The organism is Nostoc sp. CmiVER01, from assembly GCF_034531135.2.
Taxonomy (GTDB): domain Bacteria; phylum Cyanobacteriota; class Cyanobacteriia; order Cyanobacteriales; family Nostocaceae; genus Nostoc.
Window position 1 is genome coordinate 340,262 of sequence record NZ_JAVRBU020000008.1, and the last position, 26,729, is coordinate 366,990.

Below are 26,729 nucleotides of genomic sequence, written 5' to 3' on the forward strand. Positions count from 1 at the left end.
TCCAAGTCACATTCCTTTTGTGGGTGACACAAATCCAAAATCCAAAATTTAAAATCTGTTAATTACCCCCTTTTGCCTGGGACAGGAGAAAATAAAAACATATAAGAGCGATCGCCTATATGAGCTACTGCCTTAATCCTCATTGTCCCAAGCCGGAAAATCCGAATGATGTCAAGTTTTGCCGGATTTGCGGTTCTAAGTTACTCCTCAAAGAACGTTACCGTGCTATCAAACCAATCGGACAAGGTGGTTTTGGCAAAACTTTCTTAGCTGTGGATGAAGATAAACCTTCAAAACCACGCTGCGTAATTAAGCAATTTTATCCCCAAGCCCAAGGCACTAACACTCTTGCCAAAGCCGTAGAGTTATTTAACCAAGAAGCAGTGCAGTTAGATGAACTGGGCAAACATCCCCAAATTCCCGAACTACTAGCATATTTTACCCAAGACGACCGGCAGTATCTTGTACAAGAGTTTATTGACGGGCAAAACTTAGCCCAGGAATTAGCACATAGAGGTGCTTTCAATGAAATCCAAATCCGGCAACTATTAAATGATTTATTGTCAGTATTGCAATTTTGTCATGCTAGACACGTAATTCACCGCGATATTAAGCCAGAAAATATTATTTTACGTAGCGGTGATAGCAAACTAGTTTTAGTAGATTTTGGTGCTGCTAAATCTGCCACTGGCGCCGCCTTAAATCAAACTGGTACAAGTATTGGTAGTCCAGAATATGTTGCCCCTGAGCAAATGAGAGGTAGGGCTGTTTTCGCCAGCGATATTTACAGTTTGGGTGCTACTTGTATTAATTTATTAACTAAGCGATCGCCCTTCGATTCCTATGATACCAACAACGATACTTGGGTATGGCAACAATACTTGAAAACTCCTGTTAGTAATCAGTTAAGTCGCATTCTTAACAAAATGTTAGAAAGTATTCCAATTCGGCGTTATCAAACAGTAGATGAAGTTCTCAAAGATTTAAATCAACAGTCACAAGTAGCAGCCACACCAGCGATTTCACCAAAACCTATTCCTCAATCGTCACCTAATTCTCCATCTGCTTTTGTATCACCATCTCCTAGTCAAATTGATCTAGAATTAGAACAAATGAAAACCCAGTTTTTGGGTAGTAACAAACCTCAACCAAATAAAATACAACCACCAAACCCTATATCTCAGCCTTCTAGTAAAAATGAAATAGATCAAGAATTAGAAGAATTAAAAGCCAAATATCTTGGTAATAACAATCCCTAAAATTAATCAATTTACTTAACTTTTAAATCAGTATTAAAAAGAAAGTGACTCTGAAACTCAGAGCCACCCTTAAAACTGTATTCTGAAACTTTTTAACTTTTCACAATAACCTGGTGTAGATGTGTGAAAATTTACTTCTTAGCTTCAGCAATAGGTACCCATTCAGTGTGGAAAGTTCCGGGCTTATCAAGACGCAGGTAGGTATGTGCGCCGAAGTAGTCGCGTTGTGCTTGAGTTAGGTTTTGAGGTAGGCGATCGCGGCGATAGCTGTCAAAATAATCCAAGGATGCGCTAAATGCGGGTACTGGAATTCCCAGTGTTGCAGCTGTAGCAATCACTTCCCGCCAAGCAGTCTGTCTGTCGAGAATTGTCTGCTTAAATTCGGGAGCTAACAGCAAGTTAGGCAAAGCTGGATTTTCGCTAAAAGCCTTCTTAATCTTATTCAAAAAGCGAGCGCGAATAATACAACCACCTTTCCAAATCCGCGCCATTTCGCCCAGATCCAAATTCCAGTTATATGTTTTTGAAGCTGTGGATAGCAACGCCATCCCTTGAGCATAAGAACAGATTTTTGAGCAATAAAGAGCATCACGGACTTTGTTGATAAAGTCCTTGGTTTGCCCGTCATACTTGCCACTGGGGCCTGTAAGGGCTTTAGATGCTGCAACCCGCTCCTCTTTAATCGAAGATATAATCCGGGCATTAACTGCTGCTGTAATTGTAGGAATAGCAACTCCCAATTCCAATGCAGTTTGTACAGTCCAGCGTCCAGTTCCCTTTTGACCTGCTGCGTCAACAATCAAATCCACCAGGGGTTTTTTTGTTTCAGGGTCAATATATGGGAAGATATTCTTCGTAATCTCAATCAAAAATGAATCGAGTTCATCGGTGGTGTTCCACTCAGCAAACACCTCATGTAGCTGATTATGGTCTAATCCAGCAACATTTTTCAGTAAGTCGTAGGCTTCAGCAATTAGCTGCATATCGCCGTACTCAATGCCGTTGTGTACCATTTTGACATAGTGGCCAGAACCACCAGGGCCAATATAGGTTACACAAGGGCCATCATCGACTTGGGCAGCAATTTTGTTGAAAATTGGTGATAGAAACTCGTAAGAGCTTGTTGTACCTCCAGGCATCAGCGAAGGCCCATTTAGCGCTCCTTCTTCACCACCACTGACACCCATACCAAGATACCGAAGCCCAGCCGGTTCTAATTCTTGAGTGCGGCGTTCCGTATCTTCAAACCAAGAGTTGCCACCGTCGATAATGATATCGCCTTCCTCTAACAAGGGTTTGAGTTGAGCAATCACCGCATCCACTGGTTTACCAGCTTGCACCATTACTAGGATTTTGCGGGGACGTTCCAATAAGGCAACGAATTCTTCCAAAGTAAAGGCGGCTTTGACGTTCCGTCCTGTAGCACGCTGCGCCATAAACGCATCCGTTTTTTCTCGGGAGCGGTTGTAAACTGCAATTGGGAAGCCATTGCGCTCCACGTTTAGAGCGATGTTCTCACCCATAACGGCTAATCCAATCACACCAAAGCTTTGTAGTGTCATAAAAAATTTCTGGCTAACTCTTGCAGATCCTTTTACTTTAAGGGTAGTCCGATATTTTCCCTTCTCTCCTAAAGAAGACCTTAAGACTTGAATAAATGACAAAAATCCACAACTAACACGGTTAATTAATTTTAATTTGTATCTAAATCAACAATTGACTTACAAAATTTGCAAAATTTAAATAGTCAAAGGACGCAGTAAGGAGTAACCAAATAATGCTGGCATTTGTCCTAGCTTTGGTGGTTGGTTTTGGTAGTTTAGCCATTTACATAGCAGCTTTCTTTTTTCCAGAAATCCACCGCAAGAATGACTTTATCTGGAGTGGTGTAGGACTTTTCTATGCTTTAGTCTTATGGGTGTTTGCACCACGCATTACTGGGGGTTTGTTGCTGGGTCATGTGGCTAGTGTGGCTCTTTTGGTCTGGTTTGGCTGGCAAACTCTATCATTACGTCGCCAACTGGCCCCCCAAGCACAACAAACCCAAGTACCCAGTCCTGAAACGGTGAAAACTGGCATTCAGGAACAAGTAAATAAGTTCTCCCTTCAGGAACGGCTGGGGCAGTTGCAAAAAGGTCTTGGTAGCACCTTCAATGGCGTGAAAGACAAGGTGCAACAGACTGTGAGTAAAAAGACACCCACAACCCCCAAACCAGAAGACATTACTTCTGTAATAGCAGAGAAACCTGCTGTTGAGATTATCGACAAAACTACTGCTATACCAGAACAACCAGCAGAGGAGACAGTTACTACTGACACCGAAGCTAAAACCGAGAGTGTACCGGAAGCGATTCCACCACATCCCCCATCTCCTGAGTTGGTGGAAGCAGCGCAAGCAGATTTTGAAATTGAGGATAAGCAACCGATTCCCGTAGAAGAAATTGCGCCGGATGCAGTACTTGCCCCCCCGGCAGAAGTATCACCGGAAGAAATACCACCTAATCAAGCTAGTTGAATGCAGTGAAACCCAGCGTTAACCTCATATGATGTTGGGTTTCACTATTTCCATCTGGCTATTTTAGGGCTAATTTCAAACGCTAATTCCGAACGATAGAAGCACACATCAAACGCTAAAAAGAAATTCATGTGTCCTAAAATCAATGGGGCGTTTCTATCTCTTGTCCAAGCAAAAGCTAGTTCTACTATCGGAAATTGCTCAACATTTGCCATCAATACCAATGCTCTTGCCTCAAACCTAGCCAAATTACCACCCAATGGAACAGAAAGTCTTTGACGTTCCCAAACTGCTCCCAGCCTTAACCCGATTTCGTAGGGCAATACGTTGACAGTAGAACCAGTATCTAGCAAACCTGATACACTTACAGAACGATTCTGATAAGTGAGAATTAGCGGTAGATAAGGTAGCGTACTTAATGCACCGAGTTCTGGATTTACCTCAGTAAATGCAAATCTAACTTTATCAACCATGTGTTGCCGCTTTTTCTTCTGCTAATGCTTTCGCTAAAACAGCAGCAGCTTCAAAAGAATCATATAAGCCAAGACTTGTTACTTTGTCCTGAGCATCCAATGGGACTAAACTTGATTCCTTTAACAATTCAGCTGCCAGGAAATGTATTAGTAAGAGTTTATCAGTGTGGGATAATTGTTTAACTAGCGGTATGAGTTCGGTAAGAAGCATAAGTTAAGGCTTTAATGAACTTAGATAAATTTTAGAGCATAGTTTGGGGAATGCTCTTAACTAACTAAGGATAAAAATTATGAATATCCAACTTCAAGGTGAATACGAGCAATTTATACAAACCTGAATTACTACAGGTAGATATGAAAATGCTGAAGATGTGATTGTTAAAGCATTGAAACTCCTGGAAGAATGGGAAGAAGAAACCCATAAAAAATAGCTGTTGGGCTTGCTTCTATCGAACGTGGAGACGTAATATATGGTGAAGTGGTGATGGCGCGACTGTCAGAAAAATTATGCCAACAGAAAGCCGTTGCTGTTTAGCTTCTTGTGCAAGATACTATTCTAATTCTGGTGGCAAGTTCAGGGTTAAAGTCATAAGTCTCTTGTGAGTGACACCATACATTTTAAACCTGCCAAACCAGACAACTTCAGATTACCTACGGATACAGAGATATCCCTCAAAACTATCGTCTTGTATTCTCCCTACGAGTTTTCTCTACATGGGCTTTACGTGTCAGCAATTGCAGATTATCTATGGTAGTTAAACCACCCTGAGACATCGGTTTAATGTGATCAATTTGGAAATCTCTCCGCATCTGAGTTTTAACTTTACTGTCTGCACAAGTTATAAATCCTTTTGCATCTGTTTGCTTGGCGAATACAGCATTTTTAATTTTTCTGTATTCAACAATATTTCGCTCTTTTATTGCATATAGAGTTAATTTCTCTATTGGTACAGTATCAGGAATTACAGTTGGTATTGATATGGATACATTACCGTATATATCTGGATTAGTAATCTTCCTAATTTCATCGTCCAATTGCTTCATGAAATATAACTGGTTGTAGCTGAATATAACTTGCCAAAAAGAATTTTCATCATTCCAAATTGAGTTGATATAGTCAGACTCTGCTCTACGACCTAACGAATTATCGTAGATATATCTTGCTACAATAGACAAATCACAGTTTCTTCTCTCGCTAAAAGCTAGAAATGCTGGTGGAATTTGCTTTTGAGCATAGAAACGCAAGATATTTTTTACATCTTCATCTCTATAACCAAGCAAAGTTTGATAGTCATGAAAATAAATTTGTTTTGCAGTTTGCAAAAGCTGTTCAAGTTCTGCTTCGGTCAATATTTCCCTATTTTGTAAATCAATACTTTGGAATATAAGCTTCAAATCGTTAACAAAATTGTCGTATGCCTCTTCTGTATCGTCATACAACAATACATCATAAGGTCTAGGATTAGGCTCATATCCTTCGGATGGTTCGAGAATGGAAAAATGATAAATTCCAATAGGAATCCTTTTCAAAAAGTCTAGTTTTTCTAACCCAGTAGTATCAATTGAGTTATCCATGATACGAGTGAATTCTTCGATCATCTCAATAGATATCAGCCGAGCAGTTCTATTACTTGATGGAAGTCCTTTTACAATAAATTCTGCATCTTCTTCAAAATGAAGTTTTTCTGGGTTGACCCAGTTAATTTTGTTTTCCCAGTCATCAATAAAGCTGACTACATAAGCTTTTTCTGTACCGCCTGCTCTTTGCCCACGCAAAGCCCGACCAATCATTTGTGTCATTAGTATTGTAGAGGCGGTCGGTCGTGTGAGAAAAACAGTTTTTACGTTAGGTAAATCTATTCCCTCGGTTAATATTTCTACATTGATTAATACTTCAAGCTCTCCATTTCTAAATTTTTGTATTTTTTCCTTATTGTCTGTTGCATTAACTGCTGCTACAATAAAATCAGAATTAATTCCTTCATCCTTAAAAACTTTGTTCAATGCAACTGCGTGTATAACATTGATAGCAAATACTAAAAGAGGTTTGTATATCTCCCGATTTTCGATATAGTGGTGAACAATTTGCTTGTTACGTTCAGTAGACTGAGCAATCTCTTCAGCAATATCCATTGGCAGCCTGTCAAAATCTTCAATATTCTTGATTTGCCTTGCATTCAAGGCATTCAGTTTTTGCTTGATTTCTATATTCGTTTTGAGATTTTCAAAAATCGGTTCAGCAAGGATTCCCCTGGCGATTAAATTTCTCAGGTGTTCTGAGAAGATAATATCATTTGGAAAAACTAACTTTAGCAAACTCTTCTCACTCTCATCTGTTCTGAAGGGGGTAGCTGTTAACCCCAGCATTTTAAAGCCGTTTTCATGACCTCGTTCCTTTAGATCATCCTTGACAGCATTAATTAATTTACGATAAGTCTTAGCTGTTGCATGATGCGCTTCATCTACAACCAAAAGAATTTCCTGTAAGTGACCGACCCAGTTTTTCAACAAGTGATCAAGCCCACTGTTTAGACTGTCTTTACTGGCAATGATGATGTCGTCAGTCTTTTCAATGTTTACAGGTCGATCGTGTTTAGGATGACCTGAGATAATGCGGTATCTAAATCCTGATACATTGCTCAATAATGATGAATAAGCACTAAGTTGAAGTGTCTCAAGTGCTTGGTCAAGTAATTCATGGCGATGAGCAATCCATAGAACTTTTTTCTTGTTGTTAATAAAATTACGTAGTAGCCAGTGAACTGCTGTTAAAGTTTTCCCGCCACCTGTGGGTAGCACTAGCAAGCCTTCAAAGGCATTTTTATTAGTTTCATTCAGTGCTTTGATTGCTTCGTTCTGGTGGGAGTATAGCTCTTTGGGAGCCTCACCCCTGGTTACTTTGATTAGACCTGCGTATGTAACTTGAACAGTTGTCATAATATCTAAAATACTAGGAAGACAGTGCTTTAGGGGAAAGGCTGGAACTATGGCTAAATCAACGGATTGCAGCAATCCATTACCCTAATTGTCAGTATTCCCAAACCAATATGCTGTCTAACTAGTTACCAAGATATTTATATAGAATTAAATGTATGAATAAAGACTTTAATTCAGGCGATCGCTCTTTTGAAAGTTTTAGGCTCTAAAAAGTACAATAATGATGTGCGACAGCTTACTAAAATCCCGCAACTTTAATCGTGGGGAATGCGTTAGTTATATTAAAATTAAAAATTGGAAAATTAGGAGAGATTAGGTAATGCAGGACTCTGAATGGAGAATTAAAGTTTTAAAAGAAGTGCAGCAAATCCCAGATGCTAAGTTAGCACAACTCTATGAGATAATTCACGGATTTAGACTTAGCTCAGAAACTAACAGCCATAACCCTGCTATCGTGCAGTTTGCAGGTTGCTGGAGCGATATGTCAGATGAAGCATACGGCGAATTTTCAGACGAGATTATTATCCGTCGTCAGCAAGCATTTTCTCAAAGACGAAACCGTGAAACCAGCATTGATTGATACTGATATTTTGTCTTTGTTCTTCCGAGGCAATACCAATGTAGTAGCTCAGTTTCAGACTTACTTGATAACCTATCGTCAAATCAACATTAGTATTATCACTTATTACGAAATTCTCAGTGGCTTAAAGCACCGTGATGCCTAAAAGCAACTCACCTTATTTTTGGAATTTGTCGCCCAAAATACTGTATTGCCCCTTACTGAACAATCAGTCACCCTATCCGCAGATATCTACGCAAACTTGCGCCTCCAAGGGATTCCCATCGACGATATTGACTTGCTCATTGCTGGGGTTGCCATTGCCAATAATCTAGTTATGATTACTCATAATCAGCGTCATTTCGATAGAGTTGAAGCACTAGAGTTACAAGATTGGAGTCAAGCTTAAAGTGCTTTGATTGCAATAAAGGTTATCATGTCTATTTTATGCAGCGATCGCAGTACCATTAGAATCGATAGAAGCACACATCTAAAGTAGTTATAACAAGATTCCCGACTTTTAAAATAAGCCGAGAATCTGAGCCTTTGCAACAGGCAAAGCACTACCAATTAGATGTCAAAACCTTAATTGATAGTACAAGAATATAATCTTCAACAGAAAATTTATTCAACTTTGGCGCGGAGTGCGGGAGAGCGAAAGAGAGTTGCAAATCCAGCTTGGCGCTCATTTAAAGGTTCTATAGCATCGTTCCATAGACTTTCATAATAAAAGAAAGTTACGCCTAAACCGCGTTCTTGGGCAGCCCGCACCTGAGACTTAATTTGCTGCATGGGAACTGGATTATTTCGTAACCCTGTCATAACGCCAATTCCAGTTGGAATTATTTTTTGCGCTTCTTGAATTTCTTGGCGAGAAATATTAGCCACAAAACTTTGCAGATCCGGACGATAAATTTGCACGATTAACTCGTCCACAATATTTTGCCGTATCCAACTCAGCCAATCTTGCAGGTGAAACTTGTAAGCAAAATCATAGTAATTAGGAGAAACAGAGAAAATCGCCTGAGGTTTTCTCTGCTTCACAGCTTGGTTAAGTTGTACCATGAACGCTGTAATTTTCTCTGCCCGCCACTTTACCCATGCCGCATCTTGGGAATTAGTTGGGGGACGATTCTTCGTTTCTTTGGTGTACAAAGCAATTGTATATTGGTCGTAGCCAAATTCGTGAGGCAAACTCATGTGATCATCAAACTGAATGCCATCGGCATCATATTGGGTAACAGTTTCTAGCACTAAATTAGTGATAAACTGTTGCACTTTTGGATGGAACGGATTGAGCCACATCACCTCTCCAGCCGCACTGATTGAAGTTTGGCTACCATCCCGCTTTTGTGTGAACCAATCAGGATAATTCATTGCCAATTCTGAGGTTGGGGGAGCCATGAAACCAAACTCAAACCAGGGAATTACCAGCAATCCTTGGCGATGGGCTTGGTTAATCAGGTCTGCTAGAATATCATGTCCATCTGAACCTTTGTAGACAAAAGGTTGAATACCTGCACGTTGTGCGATCGCACTAGGATACATCACATAGCCAGAATTCCACACCACAGGATAAATTGTGTTAAAGTTTAGCCGTCGTAATTGACTTACGGCATCCTTTACTTTGTCTCGATTTTTGAGGGTATCAAAATCATTAGTGGTCATCCAAACCCCGCGGATTTCCTGACGGGGTATCTGTGCGATCGCAGGAGTGAAACTGTCCACCAACAATACAGTAAAAAAGGATATTAAAATGAGAATTGGAAAAAAAGACTTGAGTAGTCGTCGCCAACTTTGAACAATAAAAGATGATTTCATAAATTTGAATGATGCATCAACTACCCACACATGCCATTGCTCGTTTTGATGATTGAATTTACTAACCATTAGTCTACAAGTATTTATGCTTAGTACATAATTGATGAGTTGGTAGTTGTTCGTTCCCTGCTTCTGGAACTTTTGCACCAGAAAAACTAAAGCAGACAAATTAAGATAGTTAGACGCAACTAGTAGGCATTTGTGCCCAATAGATATTGGAATGGGGCATTGGGCATTGGGCATTGGGCATTGGGCATGGCAAAGAGGACTTGGGGACTCTTGAGAATTGGGGACAAGGAGAAACACTGGTTGCAAGTTCTGATTTAAGTCCCCTTGTCGCCTTGTCCCCCTGTCGCCTTGTCCCCTTGTCCCCCTGCCCCCAATCTTCTCACTCCCCCACACCCCACCTGTGTCACAATAGAGAACTGTAATAAGAAAAATATTGTTAAGGTAATTTAGTGAGTCCAACTGCTCAATCCACGGCAAGTGCGCGTCGCGTGGTATTTCCTTTTACGGCAATTGTGGGCCAGGAAGAAATGAAACTGGCGCTCCTATTGAACGTGATTGACCCCAAAATTGGTGGTGTAATGATCATGGGCGATCGCGGCACCGGGAAATCCACAACTATCCGGGCGCTGGCAGATCTACTGCCAGAAATTTCTGTGGTTGCCAATGACCCCTTCAATAGTGACCCTAGCGATCCCGACTTGATGAGCGATGAAGTCCGCCAATTGTTAGAACAAGGGGCGGAAATTCCTGTAGCTCACAAAAAAGTCCAAATGGTAGACCTGCCACTAGGAGCTACAGAAGACCGAGTTTGTGGCACAATCGACATTGAGAAAGCTTTATCTGAAGGTGTCAAAGCCTTTGAACCGGGACTGCTAGCAAAGGCTAATCGAGGCATTCTCTATGTGGATGAAGTCAACTTGCTAGATGACCACCTTGTAGACGTGCTACTAGATTCCGCCGCGAGTGGATGGAACACTGTAGAACGGGAAGGTATTTCTATCCGTCACCCAGCGCGTTTTGTTCTTGTGGGTTCTGGAAACCCAGAAGAAGGCGAACTACGCCCGCAATTGCTCGATCGCTTTGGGATGCACGCAGAAATTCACACCGTAAAAGAACCAGGCTTGCGGGTGCAAATCGTGGAACAACGGGCGGATTTTGACCAAAATCCTCCAGCATTTCTCGAAAACTACAAACCCCAGCAAGAAGCACTACAACAACAAATTGTCAATGCTCAACAGCTTTTACCAGAAGTGAAAATTGACTATGAACTGCGGGTGAAAATTTCTGAAGTCTGCTCAGAACTGGATGTAGATGGTTTGCGGGGTGACATTGTTAGTAACCGCGCCGCCAAAGCCTTAACAGCTTATGAAGGACGTACAGAAGTTACAGTAGATGATATCCACCGCGTAATTACGCTATGCTTGCGTCACAGGCTACGGAAAGACCCTTTAGAATCGATTGATTCTGGCTACAAAGTCGCCAAAGTTTTTAGCCGCGTCTTTGGCGTCGAACTACCAGAAGGTGATATTGCACAAAAAAACGGCACAGGTCAAAAATTAGGGGCTAGGAGCTAATTAATTTTGGATTTTAGATTTTGGATTTTGGATTTTTTCTTCAATTCAAAATCTAAAATTGGCAGAGTCTAACTCAATATTTAGCATTCAAAACTGATTATGAGATTTTGGTCTTTTTGGTTTCACAGCTTTGTTCTATCTAGCCAATACAACCCGCCCAGATTTGTAGAATTATTGATGCTCTTATTAGCGATCGCTATGCTGGCAATAGCTAGTATTTTACCAGACAGACCCTATTTAATTTTAGGCTTGAGCTTAGTAGTTGGGGCATCTATTTCTATCTTAGTGCGGGAAGCGATCGCGCCCTCACCCCAGACACGAGTTACCCAACTAACAGCATCGCTATTGCTCATCATCAGCCTCTATGGTTTTGCTGATTTAATGTATGCTCTTTAATGGGGATTGGGGAATAGGGAATAGGGAATAGCAAAGAAACTTAATCAATAATTTCCTATGCCCCATGCCCAATGCCTAACAACTTACCAACTCTGCATTTCCACTAATTCCATGCACAACTCATTAATTTGCTCTAAATCAGGTTTGTGAGGCAAAGCAGATTGTTCGTAAACAATTTCCATTTCAGCGACCAAATCTTCTGCTTTTTTCATCACCTCCTCATAAGAATACTCACCCTTTAAAATAGCTTTTAAATCCTCAAAATCACCAGCTATTCTCCTATCTACAATCACTTCACCCCGCCGCAATATTTCTACTCCACTGCGTAACAATCTAATGCAGTGCATTCCATGTTTGAGGTCAAAACCCGATTTTCTTTCCATTTCTGCTCTAGCCGGATTCCTATTTTCCTGCCAAGATAAGTAAGCTTTCCATTCTCTTAAAGCTATTTGATAACTTTGGCTTTTCTGAAGCAGGCGAATAAAATCTTTACGGCTATTGGTTAACTTTTGGGTATATTCCAAAGTTTCATCTGGCAAAGTGTATTGTTTCAACACACCTTTAAAATCAATATCTGCCGTCAGCAATTGGTATAATTGTTCCGCTTCTTCCAAAAATTCAATCCGTCCTCTGATTAAGTTATAAAGATATTCTAAAAAAGCATTTAGCTCATCTTTGCTGAGGGGTGCTTCATCTTCTATGGCGAAATCAGATGGTATTGGCTTTTTCTGCGGTGGCTTTAACAACCATTTACGATGAGTTTCCATTTTTTTGATTTGGGCAAAGGCATAACCAGTGTAAGTATGTTTTACCTTCTTGCTCAAAAATAACTGCTTATGATTAATTAAATATTGTCCGACTGCGCTTAAAAAAGGATAGTTTTTTAACCAGAGCAATTCTAAAACATTGGGATTCGCACCTGCTAATAACTGAAGGATTTTTCTTAATTCATATATAACTGTGTCTTTGTTGCCATCAATAAATGGAAATATTCCTGGTTCATCCCAACCAGAATCTTTTTGTTCTATGTGATCAAACCCTAAGTAATACCTTTTGGGTGCGATAAATACTCCTCGATAATCAAAGTCTGAATCAGGACGATTTAAACCATAGCCGTGGCTACCTGCTAAACCAATTAAGATAGTTCTTTGCTCAACTTCTATTCTTTTCATATCACCTGATTAAAATATTGCCATCCTAACTCATGAGTTCAGCCGATGAGAAATAGGGAATGTAGATGTAGAGGAGCCAAGGGAAGAATTTCTAACTCTTGACCAATAATGACCATTGACTAATGACCACTGACTAATACCAAAAGTTGCTTAGTTTAACAAAAATGCCCCTAAAGGAGATGATGCAACGATATCCCCTTAAGGAGCAAAACTTGTTAATTTAGTTGTTCCTATATTTTGGCTTTCCTAGAACAAGAATTATCTAGGATTAATGTGCCGTCTATTTCCCCATCCTGGATTAATAATGGCGGCTAAATCTTCTTCAGACAATTTGTTGATTTCACTGTCCAGTTCTTCAACGCTGAAATCATAGCCACGCTCTTGAGCAATCTTGACGAAGGCTTCGGGATTAGCTGTTGCTTTGAGTCTTTGCTGTAGCGCTTGATCTTTTTTTACAGCTTCAAAAAGTCGGGTAGCATTTTGCTGTGTCATGACAGTTAATCTCCTGTTTTAAATATCAGGTTTCAATTTAGTAACTTGACTCCTGTGGAATCACTAAATTTTGTGAAGAACCTTTACTATTTAGAGTGTAAATTTAATTTTAAAACAAAGTAGAAGATTGTGTAGATTCTGATAAAAAAATATAAGTTTTAGTCTAAATATTTATACTAATTTGTAAAACTCAACCCTAAGATGGAAGCAGTCTTTAACTAAATAATATTGGTGTTTAATTGTAAATGCAGTTTACATTCTTTGGGTGGGTGATTCAGCCATAAAGCTTTTGGCAAATAAAAGCTTGACTTAGCACCTACTCATAAAATATAATATTAGATTGTCTGTCTAATTCCTGCTCGGATCAGGTAGACATATTACAAAAGCTGGCAAATGCCCTCTACACGAGATAAAAACCAGCTACCTGTACGGCAACCTCAAGGACAATTCCATGACCTACGCGATTATTGAAACTGGCGGCAAACAAATACGAGTAGAGCCAGGCCGGTTTTACGATATTGAACTGCTTGCGACTGAACCAGATGAAAAAGTTACAATAGACTCTGTATTACTCGTGCAGCACGATGGTGAAGTTACCATTGGACAGCCACTAGTGACAGGTGCGACTGTAGAAGGGACTGTAATGCGACATTACAGAGGTCGTAAAGTCTTGGTATACAAGATGAAGCCTAAAAAGAAAACCCGCAAAAAGCGGGGGCATCGTCAGGAAATTACCAGACTTATGATTGACTCCATCACTCTTAATGGCGAAGTATTTGCTTTTGAAGGAGAAACTGAGAAGGAAACCCCCGTTTTAGATGAGACTCCTGCCGAAGAAGTTGAAACTGCTGCTGAATAATAATAAGAAGATACACAAGAGGAAATCATGGCTCATAAGAAAGGAACAGGTAGTACACGCAACGGTCGTGATTCTAATGCCCAACGTCTAGGTGTCAAGCGTTATGGCGGTCAAGTTGTACGTGCAGGAAATATTCTTGTGCGTCAGCGCGGCACAAAATTCCACCCTGGTAACAATGTCGGTATTGGTAGCGATGACACTCTGTTTGCCTTAATCGACGGTGTTGTAATGTTTGAGAGAAAGGGCAAAACCCGTAAAAAAGTTAGTGTTTATTTACCCATAACTGCTGCTGAGGCAGCCCCTGCTGAGACCGTAGCAAGTTAGAGTGTAGGGTGGGCTGTTACCCACCCTAATTGCTAGTTAGCGATCGCATATCCCAGCAGTTGATTAAAAGTCGCTTTGTTCCTCTGTTGCCCATAGATTACGGTTAGGAGCATCAAAGCGCAGATATTCTTCAATAACAAAATATTACACAAAGAAATTGGATTCGGTAGCTTGTTATCGTAGGCAATTTTTGTGAGCTTTCGGATGATTGCACTAAATTTTCCAAAGTTCAAGATAGCCAGCAAGAGATATATTTATACTGAAAGTCTTTGGATTAAACGATGTAGTCTTTTGGGTCTAATCACGATAACATAAGTGCAATAAAGACATTGCTTATTATGTTAACCTGCGTTCATTCATTTCAGAATGAGGTTCGGCTGAGAGAATATCTAAATTAGGTTCTAGCTTTGAGCTACCATGAATACCTGAGAAAATGCTGAGAATTAACTAAATTTTCTCAAGGGATAAATTTATGAAAATCATGGCTTCGTTTCAATAAGCTCTCAGAGAGAACTGAGATACTTTGGATGTTCCGGATAACTCAAACATCAGTAGCAAAAGTCTGATGGAGTTTTCTACAAGAAGGTATCTTCTTTATTTCAATAGCCTTTATGAATCTACTTGTAGCTTAATTTCCCTTGAATCAATACAAAAACAACTATCTAAAGGATGAAAGAAGACTATGAACTGGAAAATACTTTGTTTAATTGCTGGTTTAAGCTTAACCACTAGTCTCACTGCTTGCTCTAGCAGTCCTGCAAGCAACAATCAAATTGCTCCTGAAGCCTCTCCTGCGATGAGTAAAGACAAAGCTGGCGATGCAATGAGCAAAGATAAGGCTGGCGATGCGATGAGTAAAGACAAAGCTGGCGATGCAATGAGCAAAGATAAGGCTGGCGATGCGATGGGCAAAGATAAGGCTGGCGATGCGATGAGTAAAGACAAAGCTGGCGATGCGATGAAGCAATCCTCACCTTCCACCAAGCCTTAGCCATAACTAGCCTTACATCTCACTTTTCTTGTACTAAGTATAAGGGCTGCTTACCAAGAAAATCTTGATCCAATCCTTATACTTTGGCGCTTTGACCTCAACAGGAGAAATTCTGATGAATCACAACCTACTTCGTCGGCGTCAGTTGCTTTTTTATCTTGGGTTGGGGATTGTCGGAATCGGTGCAGCCACAACATTTTCCAACTTCAGAAAAGTGGATGCCCCTTCTATCTCTCCTGCAAAAAGTAATAATACGCAAGACTTGGAAACTATTACAGTTAAAACTCCGGCAGATAAGAGTATGCCAGAGTTTCAGGGTATTAATCAGTGGCTTAATTCTACCCCTTTATCAATTGCTGACCTCAAAGGCAGTGTTGTTCTAATACAGTTTTGGACTTTTGCTTGTATTAACTGCCAGCGTACTCTGCCCTACATTACTAGATGGCATCGACAGTATGAGTCAGAAGGACTCAAGGTGATTGGCATCCACACACCAGAGTTTGCCTTTGAGCGAGACGCAAACAATATAAAAAAGGCACTACGACAACACCAAATTACCTATCCAGTTCCGGTTGATAACGAGTACAAAACCTGGAACGCTTACGAAAATCAGTATTGGCCCCATACGTTTTTAGCCGATCGCCAAGGTTTACTACAATATGACCATATTGGTGAAGGGGCATACGAAAAAATAGAGCAAACTATCCGCCAGCTATTGGGGTAGAAGGAATTATGACAACTTCTACTTTGTCAATGAGTCTGGCTTTACTGGGGGGAGTTCTGAATGTGCTTTCACCCTGTGTTTTACCAATTTTGCCTGTGCTGTTGGGGCGATCCCTCCAATCCCACATCTACGGCCCAGTAGCACTGTTAGGGGGATTAATCACTGGTTTTGCACTGGCTGGTAGTTTACTAGGTGTAACAGCAAGCTGGTTTACAGGTTTGGCTAATTTATTAAGGAATGGCGCGATCGCACTCCTTTTATTTCTGGGATTACTCGCAATTTTCCCTACCTGGAGTTACCGAATATTTTCTTATTTTCCGGTCAGCAATTGGGCTAAGAAAACCCCGCGAATCGGACTTATGGGAGAGTTCTGGTTAGGTACTCAGTTGGGGCTTTTATGGACTCCCTGTGCTGGGCCAGTTTTGGGAGGTGTTTTAGTCCTAGCAGCAGTTAATCATCAAGTCATAGGTGCATTTTGGCTACTGCTTGCTTATGGAATCGGAGCAGGTTTGCCTCTTTTAGCGATCGCCTACGGTGGGCGAGTACTCAGCCAACGAATCCTTAATCTCCGCTCCCATAGTGCAACGTTGCAGAGGATTGGTGGCGTAGCGATCGCGGCCACAGCAATTGCTATTCTTCTCGGTTGGGATGTCCAGGTGCAACTTTGGCTGGCTCCGTTTTTTCCTACTCAACGTCTGTGAAACGTGCCAATTTTAGATTTTGGATTACAAGACCCAATCCGAAAGTCTAACTGGGAACAATCTAAAAATCTAAAATCCAAAATTCAAAATCCAAAATTGGTATGAACTCATCTAAACGCAAAGTCTGGTCAACCCCAAGTCAGACTTTTTTATCAAAAATCTTTCACTGGATTAATATCATCAGTCTCATTTTAATGATCGCTAGCGGACTGCAAATCTATAATGCTAATCCGGTATTTGGAGGGCGTGAAGGTTGGCATTTTCCTGACCTTCTGTTGCTAGGAGGTTGGTTAGCGGGTGGCAGACATTGGCATTTTGCTGCTATGTGGCTGTTTTCGCTGAACTTACTTTGGTATGGACTTTATATCTTTGTAACTCGTCGTTGGCAGCGTCGCTTTGCCGATGGCGGTGATTTAAAAGCATTGCAAGTCAGCCAGAACCCAAAGCGCAAAAACTACGCATGGCATCGGCTAGTCTATACTGCTATTATTCCAGTGCTGCTGCTGGCAATCTTGAGTGGTCTGGCGATGTACAAACCTGCTCAACTGCATTGGCTTTCCGGGCTGTTTGGTAATTGGCAAACTCTACGCACTGTTCACTTTATCACTGTTCCCACAGTCATACTGTTTACAATTGCTCATTCCTTACTTGCCCTGAAGGTAGGAAGCATCCGTCTAGTTAAGTCTATGTTCCTGTAGAGGTACTTATGAGTCTGATTCTTCCCAAACGCACCCTATCCCGTCGCCGGTTACTGCAAGTATCTGGACTTTCAGGGTTAGGCTTTCTTTTAGGTGGCTGTGGGACAAATTTGTTCTCAGATAATCTGCGGCAAATATCTGAGCCACTAAATCAAAGTCTTGAAGCACTCCTGCTAAGTCAAAAACCAGTACCAGAATTTCCTGTTAGTGCTATAGAACCAGACAAATTGCTGATTAATACCTTTGACTTTACGCCGCAAATTGATCCAGTACAGTTTCGCTTGACGATTGATGGCGAAGTTAGTAACACCATGCAATTGAGTATGGCAGATATTCAAAAACTCCCCTTGACTTCAATGGTAATTCGCCATGTTTGTGTTGAAGGCTGGGCTGCGATCGCTCAATGGGGAGGTGTGCGATTACGAGACTTGGTAGCACTGGTACAGCCTAAGTCAAACGTCCGCTATGTCTACTTCAAATCTGCTGATGGCTACTATGAAAGCTGGGATCTTGCCTCTGCTATACATCCCCAAACTCTCATGGCTTATCAAAAGAATGGACAACCTTTATCAGTTGATAATGGTGCGCCCATACGCCTAGCATCCCCAATTAAACTGGGCTACAAGCAAAGTAAATGGGTAACTCAAATTACATTCGTCAGCAATTTGTTACCTCGTAAAGGCTATTGGGAGGATCAGGGCTATGAGTGGTTTGCAGGGCTATGAGGGGGCAGGGGACAGGGGAAAATTTTACTAAAGTCCAACTCAAAACATTAAAATGCGGCAGACCACGTAAACGAATCAAGGTGTTGGCTGCTGATAAAGGGTACGACTCGAAACAAAAACGTGCTGACCTATGTAAACGAGGTATTCGTCCTCAAATCCCATGCGCGAGTCTGGAAAACCAAGAAAAACAGAGGAAGACACATCAAAATCTCTGTTCTTAGATTTCAGCAGGAGCGTTGTTTTGCTTGGTATCAACGCTCTTAAGCGCCGTCTCGTTGTCAGATGGGAACGTCAAAAGGTTTACTTTGACCCATACATTGACCTTGCTACTATCCACATCTGGATTAACAAAACATTATCAGTGGGATAGGTTCATATAGCAATCCTAAATCATTCGTGAGAGAGAAAAACGCTGAAAGGCTTTAAAGTACGTATTTTTAATCTCAGTATTTTCTCACGTTTCAATTCGGATTGCTATAGTTTCAAGAGTATTTACAGTAAAAATACTGCTTTAGTAAGCAACATGCTAGATTTAATGCTCTTAATTAACAGTTAATAGTATGTTAAAACCCTGTATGATGATAGAATTCATATCTGAGTTGTTCAACAACATTTCAGAGAAAACCGTTATCAAACAGGCTTTTCAATCTCAAGATGTTCTCAAAATAAAATTGTAGTCCTATACTACTCTTCTATTACTGTAGATAAAGAAAAATAAGACGTGATTTTTCAGCTGCATATAAGGTAGGAGTTTGAACTTTAATTTTTTGACAGAATTGCTGAGATGAATACTTTTGATTTGCTCTTAGTTACGTAAAACAAGTAGTTGTGAGGAATTTGTCATGTCTTTGAATTCCATAATCAGCAGTGCATCTACCTTTGCATATACAGATAGCTCTACAGTACAAATCCTGTTTATCGATCCTTCTGTTAGTAACGCAGAAATTCTTCTAAAAGGAACTTTCCCTAGTGTTGAAACTGTTATTTTGTCAGCACAACGAGACGGCGTAGAGCAAATTACAAAAGTATTAAAACAACGCCAGAATATAAAGACAGTTCACATTGTTTCTCACGGTGCGCCTGGATGTCTGTATTTAGGTAATAGCCAACTTAGCCTTGATACCTTAAGAGATTATGTGCCGCAGTTACAGGGATGTTCAAGAGAAAATCTCAATTTACTTTTATACGGTTGTAATGTTGCTGCTGGTGATGCGGGAGAGGAATTTCTCTATAAACTACATTTTTTAATGGGTGCTAAAATTGCTGCTTCAGCTTCAAAAACAGGTAATACAGAATTAGGAGGAAATTGGGATTTAGAAGTGACTGTGGGTGAGATTAAACCCCAACTCGCTTTTAACGATCAGGCAATAGCAAATTATCCAGGTATATTAGGCTCCACAGTCCCATTTGATGTTTCATCAGTATTTAATGCTGATGTCATTGTCAACCGTACTGGAGAAGTCACTGACACCATCCAAACAGCGATTGATGGGAACAACTCTGCTTTGATAACCCAATCATTCGCTACTTTTACCAATAGTACTTTGGGTAATGGACTGCCAGATGACGGATTTTTTGAGGCTACTAGCTTCAATCCAGATATTCAACTCAGTTATAGAAACAGTGAAAACGGCAATAATGCTCGTCTAATTACAACTTCTACTGGGAATTTTACGTTTAATGTTTCGAGTGGTCAGTATGCTTATGTGCATTTGGCCTTAACTTCAACGGAAGCAAGCAGTAATGTCCGTTTGACCTTGAACTATAGTGATGGGACAACGCAAACAACTGATAGCCAAACAATTCCCGACTGGTTTAACGAAATTACCCCATCAACAACTCTTTACTATTTAATTAATGGCTTAGACCGTAGTAAGGCTGATGGGACTGGCTTTGAAAATGCTAATGATCCGGCGATATTTGGGGTAAGGGTCTCAGCGGATGCAACTAAGACGCTTGAGAGTATCACACTTGAGAAAACAGCTTCCACAGGGTATTTAGCCTTTTTAGGGGCGACGGGAGAGTTAAATACCCCACCCACTTTACAAACTGCGATCGCGGATCAAACAGCTGAAGAAGATACAGCTTTCAGCTTTACTTTTGATGCTGATACTTTCAGTGATGCAGATACCGAAGATATCCTTACCTACACTGCAACTCTGGAAAATGATGACTCACTACCCACTTGGTTGAACTTTAATCCTACTACCAATACCTTCAGTGGCACTCCTACGAATCAGGATGTAGGTACTCTCAACATCAAAGTCACCGCTACAGATAGTGCTGAAGCTATAGCCATTGATGTGTTTACACTCACGACAGTTGCCCAAGAGACTCCTACAATTCCTACTGTCGATTCTACCCTGTTGATAAATACTACAGGCGATATTTTTAGCGTCAAGACTAACGCGAACAATCAAGATGAAGATGATCAAGGAAAACTCTCAATCAAGATTAAAAACAATACCTCTGACAAGGTAAATGAACTGGGTGTATTTACCGTTGACGATGAAGAAGGTAGAATTAATGGCATAGCTCCTGGCGCAGAAGGCTATACGCAAGCGGCTCTTTCGCGTTCAAAGGTAATTTTGTCCACTCTTGCCAATCTACCTAATGGTTTCAATCCTACAGACCTGATAAACATATTAGAATTTGACTCTGATACCAAACTGAGATTTTATCTGGTATCCGACAGTACAACTCAAGCTATACTGTCCGGAAAAACCTCTTTGTCAAATGTCTCTTTTCCCTCAAGTATAACTAACAATACAGAACAAGAAAAAGGGTTTTCTCTTAACTTCCAGAATTTGGTTGTAGATATTCAGCCAACCAATGAAGAGACATCTTTAGGCACTGGTCTGCAAGGAAAATATCAAGGTGAACTGATTGATTTAGAAAGTGTGACAGAACCAGTAACAGCTGAATTTATAGTCAATAGAGAAGCAATATATAACAACTATGTTGGCTTCTATAAAATTGCTGATGAAAATGGTGGAATTGACACTAACAATGATGGGCAGGCTGACATTCTTGTTGGACAAACTGGTTACACTGAAGCTGCTGTGCGTAGCCGTGTTGTGGGAATTGACTTGACTGTGAATAATCAAGCTACAGTAAATTACACTAGTACTTTCGAGACTGGTTCTTTGTTTGCACCATTTATTATTGTTAATGGTAAACCTAACGCAATTCAGAATGGTAATGCCAATCTGGATGTTTACTTCTCATTCTTAGGTGCTAACTCAGATAAAGTAGACCATATTCGATTGTTGGGAAATAACAGTTTTGGTTTTGAAGATTTAGCAAATGGTGGTGACAAAGATTACAACGATATGATCGTGCAAGTCAAATTAACAAACAATATCGGATAAGAACAATAATGATAATCATTGTGAATAGGGTAAGAGGATGTTTGAAGAGTCTTCTTGTCGGGATCAAAAGTTCTAAATCCCTCTAAATTCATGCCACTTGCTCTACTTAAAAAGGGGGACTTTGATTCCGGTTCCCCCCATTTTTTAAGCTACGGTGTACACACAAGTCCTAAGTAAACTACTAACAGAAGGAGTTGCCAGGAGTAAAATTCGGATTTCTCACAAGAGAGTGTGGGAGGGGTGGGAAGAAGCGAGATTTTTATCCCCTATCTGAGCTTCTTCTATGTCTTCCCACACTTCCTGGAATTATCACAAGGGAGAATTCCAGGTCAAGCACATTTTACGAAAAGAAGTAGGGATTTTTAGAATAGTCGGATAGGTTCTTACATCTTTACACTATAGAGGGATGGGAAATTATGGGAATTAGTTAAAAATCGTTTGGGAAGTGACAAAAAATCAAACACCCAATATCTGAAACTCTTTATCTAGAATTGATTTTGACGAGCTAACAAAGGACACGAGTTTTAGTCCACAAAGCACGGAAAAGTAATAGCATGACTACAGAGAATTTAAGTACCTTACCATCATCTCCAGCCCAGACCGAATTAGAATTCATAGATTCACCCGGTTGTCAATCAACAAGTCTGCACGACTCGGATGTACCAGAAGTGGACTTGTTTAGTCCACTGAAAATTCGAGATATCACCCTGCCCGATCGCATCGCAATGTCACCAATGTGTCAATATTCGGCAGAGAATGGATTCGCAAATGATTGGCATTTTGTCCATTTGGGAAGTCGGGCTACTGGAGGCACTCATCTGATTGTAGTTGAAGCTACAGCCGTGACAGCCCAAGGGCGAATTACTCCTGGCGATCTTGGTCTTTGGGACGACATGCATATCGAGCCACTAGCTAGAATTGTTCGTTTTCTTCGTGAGCAAGGAGCGATCGCAGCGATTCAATTAGCCCATGCTGGCCGGAAGGCGAGTTGCAATGTTCCCTGGCTGGGTGGTAAACCGTTGACACCTGAAGAAGGCGGTTGGCCTGTAATCGGGCCAAGCCCAACTCCGTTTCAAGAGGGCGGCCCCATTCCCATAGCCCTCAATGAGGTTGGGATTGAAGAGGTGATTGAAGCTTTCGTTGCCACAGCCCAACGTGCCGTTCAAGCAGGCTTTCAGATTATCGAAATCCACGCGGCTCATGGATACCTACTGCATTCCTTTCTTTCGCCGCTAAGTAATCAACGAACAGATGGTTATGGAGATTCGTTGGAGAACCGAATGCGTTTGTTACTGGAAGTGACAAGACGAATCCGAGAGATTCTGCCAAGCGGGATGCCGCTTTTTGTGCGCCTCTCTGCTACCGACTGGGTGGAGGGAGGTTGGGATCTCAAGCAGTCAGTGATATTATCCCGCGAACTAAAGGAATTAGGCGTTGATTTAATCGATGTTTCCACAGGAGGCTTAGTCCCTCATGCCAGGATTCCCGTGCAGACAGGTTATCAAGTGCCTTTTGCTGCCAAAATCCGAGAAGAGGCTGGAATTAGGACTGGGGCTGTGGGGATGATAAAGGAGGCTGAGTATGCCAACCAAGTAATTACTCGTGGATGTGCGGATTTAGTTCTCATCGGTCGAGAAATGCTCCGCGATCCATATTGGTCGATTCATGCGCGTTCCCATTTGGATGAGGAACCTAACTGGGCTTTGCCCTACGGGTATGCAGTTAAACAACGGAGACAAGGGAAATAAATGTGAACAGCAGGTGTTGCGATCGCAATGGTAAAGTTTGAGATTGCAACGCTGCGATCATAATCGACTTGTGTTTAAACTGATATCATGTCCGCTTAATTACTTATCAAACAGACATGATTCATATGAGAGGTTATTCGAGACTTGGGGCTTAAGCCCCAAGTCTTGCCATGTCGTCTTGACAAGGCTACCTTAAACCTTAGACGTGAGAAATCTTGATATTTCTGCATGTGCCAACACAGCAGCAGGTTCGCGCTGAAGAGCGTTGTAATACTTTCTCTCGAAGGTATTGCCCGTCTCTAACGGTATAATCAACGTGCGGACATCAGCAATCAACTTTTCAAAATCCTCCATTGCTATCGGTTCATCTGCTTCGAGCATTTCATCAACTTGCACAACCATCTCGGAAATGCGATGTAGCCAAGCAAATTGTTCATGAGCGATAACTAACTGAAGTAGTTCTCCGCTTGATACTCGTCCACTAACCTGTTCGTAGGCAATACGTTCTGTATCTAACAACATCTTGTGAAGATGGAGTAATTTATTTCGTAAATCACGCAGATATTGATGTTGGCGTATTCTTTGTGAAAGTGTATTAGAAGTCAATGTTACCCATCCTTTCGTTACGATAGTCTTGAATGGCTTAAATGATTGCTGCGTCAGTATTCACCACGAATAGACTTTAGCGAACAACTGGTTTGTTGAGTGATACGCTAGCGATGAGAAGCATATCCAATGATGGCGTAGCAAGATCCCCGTAGGTATACGGGAGCGCTACTCAACATACATCGTCACTGCAAACAGTATCATTAGCTATCTATCTGCCCAACCTCAGTTCATATATTCGGTTTCCTTGTTAAGACGCATGACAATCAACATATCTTTTTATAACTGTAGTATCTTATATTTGATTACTCATATATTAGCATAAACTTATAAGAAGTACATAGTGTGGAATCTATCGAGAAAATATCAATTATGGGAAAACTGTCTTAATGTCGCTAGCATACGTAATTCTAGGTCTTCTTCAGCAGCAGGAAATGACGGGCTATGACCTCAAAACGAGCTGCTTTGATCAATGCATTGCTCATTTGTGGCCAGCAGACCAGGCACAAATTTACAGAACTCTCGATAAGCTAGTTGAGCAAGGCTGGATTACCTGTACAATTGAGATTGGGCGCGATCGCCCCAACCGCAAAGTCTACAGCGTAACAAAATCAGGGAAAGCCGAATTTGCCCGATGGCTTGGAACTCATCAACCCTTGCCAACTATCCGAGAACCAATGCTAGTCCAGTTGCATTTTGCAGATCAGTTGTCCAATGAAACTATTATTTACTTACTAGAGCAACAATTAGCGGCTCGAAGCAAAAAGCTTGCTGAATGTGAAACCATCGATTTGCCATCACTTGGTGATGAGTCTGCCAACCGTGAGCAAGTAATGCAAAGGCTGGTGCTGGAGTTGGTGATCCGAAGAGAACAGACTTATATTGATTGGTTGAAGATAGCACTCAATGTTATCAGTCACCAAAAGCCTTATACATCAAATTATCAGATTCATTGATACACCCTCAATACTTCTCGGGTTTTGCATTTTTAACTCGGAATCGGGTAAAGGGGAATGGCACTAAGTTAAGCTGAAGGGTAAGCAGCGTAGGGATTGCAGAGGGGCAGGGGGGCAGAGGGGATTGAACTTGGCACATTGAACTCTCCTCTGCTCACCTGCTCAAGGTTTTGAGAGATGTGGTGAGAAATCTGGGTATGGGGCAATACGGTTCAGATAAGCTTTTATTTCCCCCCTGCTTCCCCTGCCCGCCTCAACGAATAAATTTCCTTAACTGAACCGTGGGGCCTTTTCACCAGAATCTTTGCGCTAGCATCTCAAAAAGAGGAAGCCGTTGGCTCTAGCTCGTTTTTCTGTAACTTTGATAAATCAAGGCAATGGTAACAACAGCAATCAATCCGTATCTCGATCGCAATTTTGCTCCAATCCGTGAAGAAATCACCACCGACAAGTTGCCAGTCATTGGTGAATTACCCTTTGACTTATCAGGGATGTTTGTCCGAAATGGCCCTAATCCTCAATGGAAACCCATCGGTGAATATCACTGGTTTGATGGGGATGGGATGTTGCATGGTGTGCAAATTAGCAACGGCGTAGCCACCTATCGCAACCGTTACGTCCAGACAGCCGGATGGAAAAAAGAACGAGAAGCGGGTAAGGCTCTCTGGAGTGGATTTTTAGAACCACCACAAATGGATAACTCCCACGGTGGCTACAAAAATACTGCCAATACTGCCTTAGTGTGGCACGCGGGCCAGATGTTAGCGTTGAATGAGGGGGGTAAACCTTACGCCATCAAGCTTCCTAAATTAGAAACTATTGGCGAGTATACCTACAATGGCAAGCTGGTTTCTGCCTTCACAGCCCATCCCAAGGTAGATGCAGTGACGGGCGAAATGATGTTTTTTGGCTACTCTGTGTTTGTGCCACCGTACCTGCAATATAGTGTGGTTTCAGCACAAGGCGAATTGTTGTGGACAGTGCCAATTGACCTGCCAATGGGGGTGATGATGCACGATTTCGCCATTACTGAAAACTACACCATTTTTATGGATTTGCCGTTGACTATTAACCCACAAAGAGCGCAACGGAGAGAACCTGTAATGATGTTTGAGCGCGATCGCTCTAGTCGTTTCGGCATTTTACCACGTCACAGTAACAACAGTAATATCCGATGGTTTGAGAGTCCTGCTTGCTACGTCTTCCATACCCTCAACGCTTACGAAGAGGGAGACGAAGTAGTGCTGATTGCCTGTCGTATGAATTCTACTACTGTGTTGATTTCTAGTGATTCGCAACCCGATCCAGAAGGAAATATCCCGCGCTTATATCGCTGGCGATTTAACCTCAACACAGGGACAGTACGTGAAGAGATGTTGGATGATGTAGCTTCAGAATTTCCCCGCCTTAACGAAAACCTATTAGGGCGGCAAAACCGATATGGTTACACTAACAAAATGGCGAATACTCCCCTACCTTTATTTGAAGGTATCATTAAGTACGACTTCAGCAATGGAAAGTCCCAAACCCATGAATTCGGACAAGGGCGCTATAGCGGTGAAGCTGTGTTTGCACCGCGTCCTGGTGCAACTGCTGAGGATGATGGCTGGTTGATGACTTTCATCCACGATGAGAATTCAAACACTTCAGAATTGGTAGTGGTGAATGCCCAAGATATAACGGCTGAACCTGTAGCGCGGGTGATAATTCCTCAACGAGTGCCTTATGGATTTCATGGTACTTGGGTTGCAGGGGAATAGTCGATCACTTCGCTTTTACAGTCAGCAATTATTATACAAAGACCTTTCCCTCTCCGACT

General features: G+C 41.4%; 28 protein-coding genes. 19 read left to right on the plus strand and 9 right to left on the minus strand.

Features of this window, described 5'->3' with window-relative positions; all coding sequences use genetic code 11:
- Positions 1-119: 119 nt before the first annotated feature.
- The gene (locus RMZ43_RS16025) at positions 120-1,259 is read left to right on the plus strand and encodes a protein kinase domain-containing protein (protein ID WP_322650143.1); all 1,140 of its coding nucleotides are present in this window, start codon (positions 120-122) and stop codon (positions 1,257-1,259) included.
- Positions 1,260-1,390: 131 nt separating this feature from the next.
- Here the strand turns inward: RMZ43_RS16025 and gndA are convergent, their stop codons facing one another.
- Positions 1,391-2,821: an NADP-dependent phosphogluconate dehydrogenase gene (gndA, locus tag RMZ43_RS16030; protein ID WP_322650144.1), complete on the minus strand. Its 1,431-nt coding sequence runs from the start codon at positions 2,819-2,821 to the stop codon at positions 1,391-1,393.
- Positions 2,822-3,036: 215 nt separating this feature from the next.
- On the opposite strand from gndA, the gene RMZ43_RS16035 reads away from it, so the two are divergent.
- Complete coding sequence (locus tag RMZ43_RS16035; RefSeq protein WP_322650145.1) at positions 3,037-3,774, plus strand: Ycf66 family protein; 738 nt, start codon at positions 3,037-3,039, stop codon at positions 3,772-3,774.
- A gap of 44 nt (positions 3,775-3,818) precedes the next feature.
- On the opposite strand, the gene RMZ43_RS16040 is transcribed toward RMZ43_RS16035, so the two are convergent.
- A complete protein-coding gene (locus RMZ43_RS16040; protein WP_322652330.1) occupies positions 3,819-4,247 on the minus strand; it encodes a hypothetical protein in 429 nt (142 codons plus the stop codon).
- Positions 4,240-4,458 (minus strand): hypothetical protein, encoded by a 219-nt coding sequence (locus tag RMZ43_RS16045; RefSeq protein ID WP_322652331.1) that lies wholly within the window; start codon positions 4,456-4,458, stop codon positions 4,240-4,242. Before RMZ43_RS16045 ends, RMZ43_RS16040 begins: the two co-directional genes overlap by 8 nt.
- A gap of 160 nt (positions 4,459-4,618) precedes the next feature.
- Here RMZ43_RS16045 and RMZ43_RS16050 point away from each other — a divergent pair, with 160 nt between their 5' ends.
- Complete coding sequence (locus RMZ43_RS16050; RefSeq protein ID WP_416212408.1) at positions 4,619-4,678, plus strand: hypothetical protein; 60 nt, start codon at positions 4,619-4,621, stop codon at positions 4,676-4,678.
- Between the two features lie 247 nt (positions 4,679-4,925).
- Here RMZ43_RS16050 and RMZ43_RS16055 read toward each other — a convergent pair whose 3' ends face one another.
- A complete protein-coding gene (locus tag RMZ43_RS16055; RefSeq protein ID WP_428850739.1) occupies positions 4,926-7,184 on the minus strand; it encodes a DEAD/DEAH box helicase family protein in 2,259 nt (752 codons plus the stop codon).
- Between the two features lie 319 nt (positions 7,185-7,503).
- Between RMZ43_RS16055 and RMZ43_RS16060 the strand changes: the two genes are divergently transcribed.
- The 3 genes from RMZ43_RS16060 to RMZ43_RS16070 are packed head-to-tail and all read left to right on the plus strand — an operon-like array spanning position 7,504 to position 8,152.
- Complete coding sequence (locus RMZ43_RS16060; protein ID WP_322652333.1) at positions 7,504-7,764, plus strand: hypothetical protein; 261 nt, start codon at positions 7,504-7,506, stop codon at positions 7,762-7,764.
- Positions 7,745-7,909 carry a hypothetical protein gene (locus RMZ43_RS16065; protein ID WP_322650150.1) on the plus strand — a complete coding sequence of 55 codons (165 nt, stop codon included), beginning with the start codon at positions 7,745-7,747 and terminating at the stop codon, positions 7,907-7,909. The genes RMZ43_RS16060 and RMZ43_RS16065 overlap by 20 nt, the downstream gene beginning before the upstream one ends.
- Before the next feature lie 18 nt (positions 7,910-7,927).
- Positions 7,928-8,152, plus strand: coding sequence for a PIN domain-containing protein (locus RMZ43_RS16070; protein ID WP_416212099.1), 225 nt, complete (start codon positions 7,928-7,930; stop codon positions 8,150-8,152).
- Between the two features lie 215 nt (positions 8,153-8,367).
- Here the strand turns inward: RMZ43_RS16070 and RMZ43_RS16075 are convergent, their stop codons facing one another.
- Positions 8,368-9,633: a glycoside hydrolase family 10 protein gene (locus tag RMZ43_RS16075; protein ID WP_322652334.1), complete on the minus strand. Its 1,266-nt coding sequence runs from the start codon at positions 9,631-9,633 to the stop codon at positions 8,368-8,370.
- Between the two features lie 389 nt (positions 9,634-10,022).
- Between RMZ43_RS16075 and bchI the strand changes: the two genes are divergently transcribed.
- Together bchI and RMZ43_RS16085 are read left to right on the plus strand one after the other, a co-directional pair.
- On the plus strand, positions 10,023-11,147 hold the full coding sequence (gene bchI / locus RMZ43_RS16080; protein ID WP_322652335.1) for a magnesium chelatase ATPase subunit I: 1,125 nt from the start codon (positions 10,023-10,025) through the stop codon (positions 11,145-11,147).
- Between the two features lie 99 nt (positions 11,148-11,246).
- The gene (locus tag RMZ43_RS16085; RefSeq protein ID WP_322650154.1) at positions 11,247-11,543 is read left to right on the plus strand and encodes a hypothetical protein; all 297 of its coding nucleotides are present in this window, start codon (positions 11,247-11,249) and stop codon (positions 11,541-11,543) included.
- Positions 11,544-11,626: 83 nt separating this feature from the next.
- Here the strand turns inward: RMZ43_RS16085 and RMZ43_RS16090 are convergent, their stop codons facing one another.
- Together RMZ43_RS16090 and RMZ43_RS16095 are read right to left on the minus strand one after the other, a co-directional pair.
- Positions 11,627-12,715 (minus strand): nucleotidyltransferase domain-containing protein, encoded by a 1,089-nt coding sequence (locus RMZ43_RS16090; RefSeq protein WP_322652336.1) that lies wholly within the window; start codon positions 12,713-12,715, stop codon positions 11,627-11,629.
- 258 nt (positions 12,716-12,973) lie between these two features.
- Positions 12,974-13,207, minus strand: coding sequence for a Nif11-like leader peptide family natural product precursor (locus tag RMZ43_RS16095; RefSeq protein WP_109008244.1), 234 nt, complete (start codon positions 13,205-13,207; stop codon positions 12,974-12,976).
- Between the two features lie 451 nt (positions 13,208-13,658).
- On the opposite strand from RMZ43_RS16095, the gene rplU reads away from it, so the two are divergent.
- Together rplU and rpmA are read left to right on the plus strand one after the other, a co-directional pair.
- The gene (rplU, locus tag RMZ43_RS16100; RefSeq protein ID WP_322650156.1) at positions 13,659-14,066 is read left to right on the plus strand and encodes a 50S ribosomal protein L21; all 408 of its coding nucleotides are present in this window, start codon (positions 13,659-13,661) and stop codon (positions 14,064-14,066) included.
- 27 nt (positions 14,067-14,093) lie between these two features.
- Positions 14,094-14,390, plus strand: coding sequence for a 50S ribosomal protein L27 (gene rpmA / locus RMZ43_RS16105; RefSeq protein ID WP_322650157.1), 297 nt, complete (start codon positions 14,094-14,096; stop codon positions 14,388-14,390).
- A 32-nt stretch (positions 14,391-14,422) separates the two neighbouring features.
- Here the strand turns inward: rpmA and RMZ43_RS16110 are convergent, their stop codons facing one another.
- Entirely contained in the window at positions 14,423-14,623 is a 201-nt protein-coding gene (locus tag RMZ43_RS16110; protein ID WP_428850740.1) for a hypothetical protein, read from the minus strand.
- A gap of 449 nt (positions 14,624-15,072) precedes the next feature.
- On the opposite strand from RMZ43_RS16110, the gene RMZ43_RS16115 reads away from it, so the two are divergent.
- The 7 genes from RMZ43_RS16115 (at position 15,073) to RMZ43_RS16145 (ending at position 23,348) form a co-directional block, all read left to right on the plus strand.
- On the plus strand, positions 15,073-15,381 hold the full coding sequence (locus tag RMZ43_RS16115) for a hypothetical protein (RefSeq protein WP_322650159.1): 309 nt from the start codon (positions 15,073-15,075) through the stop codon (positions 15,379-15,381).
- A gap of 115 nt (positions 15,382-15,496) precedes the next feature.
- On the plus strand, positions 15,497-16,105 hold the full coding sequence (locus RMZ43_RS16120) for a thioredoxin family protein (RefSeq protein ID WP_322650160.1): 609 nt from the start codon (positions 15,497-15,499) through the stop codon (positions 16,103-16,105).
- An 8-nt stretch (positions 16,106-16,113) separates the two neighbouring features.
- Positions 16,114-16,806: a cytochrome c biogenesis CcdA family protein gene (locus tag RMZ43_RS16125; RefSeq protein ID WP_322650161.1), complete on the plus strand. Its 693-nt coding sequence runs from the start codon at positions 16,114-16,116 to the stop codon at positions 16,804-16,806.
- Between the two features lie 101 nt (positions 16,807-16,907).
- Entirely contained in the window at positions 16,908-17,504 is a 597-nt protein-coding gene (locus RMZ43_RS16130) for a cytochrome b/b6 domain-containing protein (protein ID WP_322650162.1), read from the plus strand.
- Positions 17,505-17,512: 8 nt separating this feature from the next.
- On the plus strand, positions 17,513-18,229 hold the full coding sequence (locus tag RMZ43_RS16135; protein WP_322650163.1) for a molybdopterin-dependent oxidoreductase: 717 nt from the start codon (positions 17,513-17,515) through the stop codon (positions 18,227-18,229).
- 842 nt (positions 18,230-19,071) lie between these two features.
- Complete coding sequence (locus RMZ43_RS16140; protein WP_322652337.1) at positions 19,072-21,600, plus strand: DUF4347 domain-containing protein; 2,529 nt, start codon at positions 19,072-19,074, stop codon at positions 21,598-21,600.
- A 554-nt stretch (positions 21,601-22,154) separates the two neighbouring features.
- Complete coding sequence (locus tag RMZ43_RS16145; RefSeq protein ID WP_322650166.1) at positions 22,155-23,348, plus strand: NADH:flavin oxidoreductase/NADH oxidase; 1,194 nt, start codon at positions 22,155-22,157, stop codon at positions 23,346-23,348.
- A gap of 192 nt (positions 23,349-23,540) precedes the next feature.
- On the opposite strand, the gene RMZ43_RS16150 is transcribed toward RMZ43_RS16145, so the two are convergent.
- Positions 23,541-23,954: a hypothetical protein gene (locus RMZ43_RS16150; protein ID WP_322650167.1), complete on the minus strand. Its 414-nt coding sequence runs from the start codon at positions 23,952-23,954 to the stop codon at positions 23,541-23,543.
- A 389-nt stretch (positions 23,955-24,343) separates the two neighbouring features.
- Between RMZ43_RS16150 and RMZ43_RS16155 the strand changes: the two genes are divergently transcribed.
- Together RMZ43_RS16155 and RMZ43_RS16160 are read left to right on the plus strand one after the other, a co-directional pair.
- Entirely contained in the window at positions 24,344-24,910 is a 567-nt protein-coding gene (locus tag RMZ43_RS16155) for a PadR family transcriptional regulator (protein ID WP_322650168.1), read from the plus strand.
- A gap of 377 nt (positions 24,911-25,287) precedes the next feature.
- Positions 25,288-26,670, plus strand: a complete 1,383-nt coding sequence (locus RMZ43_RS16160) for a carotenoid oxygenase family protein (RefSeq protein ID WP_322652338.1) — start codon at positions 25,288-25,290, stop codon at positions 26,668-26,670.
- Positions 26,671-26,729 lie beyond the last annotated feature (59 nt).